This is a genomic window from Desulfofundulus australicus DSM 11792, assembly GCF_900129285.1.
Lineage (GTDB): Bacteria > Bacillota > Desulfotomaculia > Desulfotomaculales > Desulfovirgulaceae > Desulfofundulus > Desulfofundulus australicus.
On record NZ_FQUW01000072.1, the window covers coordinates 1 to 1,598 of the forward strand.

Consider the following 1,598-nt stretch of genomic DNA (forward strand, 5'->3'; position numbering starts at 1 on the left):
GGAGATACAAGAAACACTTATAACTGCTTTGGCTAAATTTATCATGAAACCGGAAGGAGGTTCAAGCTAATGGCCGGCTGGGTTGAAAAGCGGGGAGAAAATAAATGGCGCTTGAACGTTCCGGGAGGCACTGGGCCGGACGGTAAGCGGAAGGTGTTCAGAAAAAACGTTGAAGCGCAGTCCAAGCGGGAGGCTGAAAAGCTGCTGGACTTATTTGCCGCCGAAGTGCTACGGGGGCAGTATGTGGAACCGTCGAAGCTAACCTTCGGGCAGTTCGTTGAACGCTGGCTCCGGGATTACGCCGAACCCAACCTGGCACCAAAGACGGTCCACCGCTACAGGCAAATGCTTGAAACACGCATCCTGCCTGCCATGGGACACCTGAAAATTGAACAGATCAAACCCCTGCACCTGATGGAGTTTTATAAAAACCTGCAGGAGGACGGCATACGGGAGGACGGCAAACCCGGTGGATTGTCTGAAAGGACCATCCTGCACCACCACCGGCTGATTTCGGCCATCCTGCAGGACGCAGTAGAGTGGCAGGTTATTCCTTCCAACCCGGCCAGCAGGGTGAAGCCGCCCAGGGTGAAGAAGCAACAGGCCGCCAGCTATGACGAAACCCAGTTCGCTGCACTCATGGAGGCACTGGAACAGGAACCCTTGAAGTACAGGGTAATGGTGGTCCTGGCCGTAGCAAGCGGATTGAGAAGGGGGGAATTGATGGCACTGGAATGGAAGGATATAGACTTCCAGAAGGGCACCCTGGAAGTACGCCGGGCCGCGCAGTACCTGCCGGGCAGGGGGCAGTTCACGAAGGAACCAAAAACCGAAGAATCCAGGCGGGTCGTTACGCTGCCGCCTTCGGTCATGTCCCTGCTGAAGGAGTACAAGAGGCACCAGGCCCAGGAGAGGTTGAAGGTGGGGGACTTGTGGCAGGGGTCGGACAGGCTTTTCACCACCTGGGACGGCAGGCCAATGCATATTGACACCATCAGCAAATGGTTTCCCGCCTTCCTTAAGAGACACAACCTGCCGCCGCTCCCGTTCCACGGCTTGAGGCACACGCACGCCAGCCTGCTGATAGGGCAGGGGGTCCACGCGAAAACCATTTCAGCCCGCCTGGGGCACTCCAACATCAGCACCACCATGGACATATACGGCCACGCATTAAAGAGTGCCGACAGGGAGGCAGCCGAGAAATTAGACGGCATCCTTGCCGGAAAGAGAAAACAGGGGCAGGCATGACACCTGTCCCTTTCGCTTGTATTGGTTGGCCTGGAGAGTGACCTTGCACCCAGTTTGCTCCCAAATTGCTCCCAAAAGGGCCTTTCTGCATAATTCGCTATAAAGTGAAGGAGCCTCAAACCCTTGAGGCTCCTGCGTTTCTTTGGCAGGGGAGACAGGACTCGAACCCGCAACCTACGGTTTTGGAGACCGCCGCTCTACCAATTGAGCTACTCCCCTAGAGAAGAAATATCACAGCGCAGTGTTATTATAAAATATTTTCTTTACAACGTCAAGAACTGTTTTTATTACGGTCCGTGTCAAGATCCAGTAGGTATCTCCACAAAAATTTTTCCCGTTATGAGACCTCA

1 protein-coding gene and 1 tRNA gene are annotated in these 1,598 nt (G+C 54.4%); one reads left to right on the top strand and one right to left on the bottom strand.

Features of this window, described 5'->3' with window-relative positions:
- Nucleotides 1–69: 69 nt before the first annotated feature.
- Nucleotides 70–1,248 (top strand): tyrosine-type recombinase/integrase, encoded by a 1,179-nt coding sequence (locus BUB44_RS14845; RefSeq protein WP_073167773.1) that lies wholly within the window; start codon nt 70–72, stop codon nt 1,246–1,248.
- Nucleotides 1,249–1,391: 143 nt separating this feature from the next.
- On the opposite strand, the gene BUB44_RS14850 is transcribed toward BUB44_RS14845, so the two are convergent.
- A tRNA-Trp gene (locus BUB44_RS14850) sits at nt 1,392–1,467 on the bottom strand.
- Nucleotides 1,468–1,598: the final 131 nt, after the last annotated feature.

Coding starts and splice junctions, on each gene's coding strand:
- BUB44_RS14845 (WP_073167773.1), top strand. CDS start 70: ATGGCCGGCTGGGTTGAAAAGCGGGGAGAAAATAAATGGCGCTTGAAC.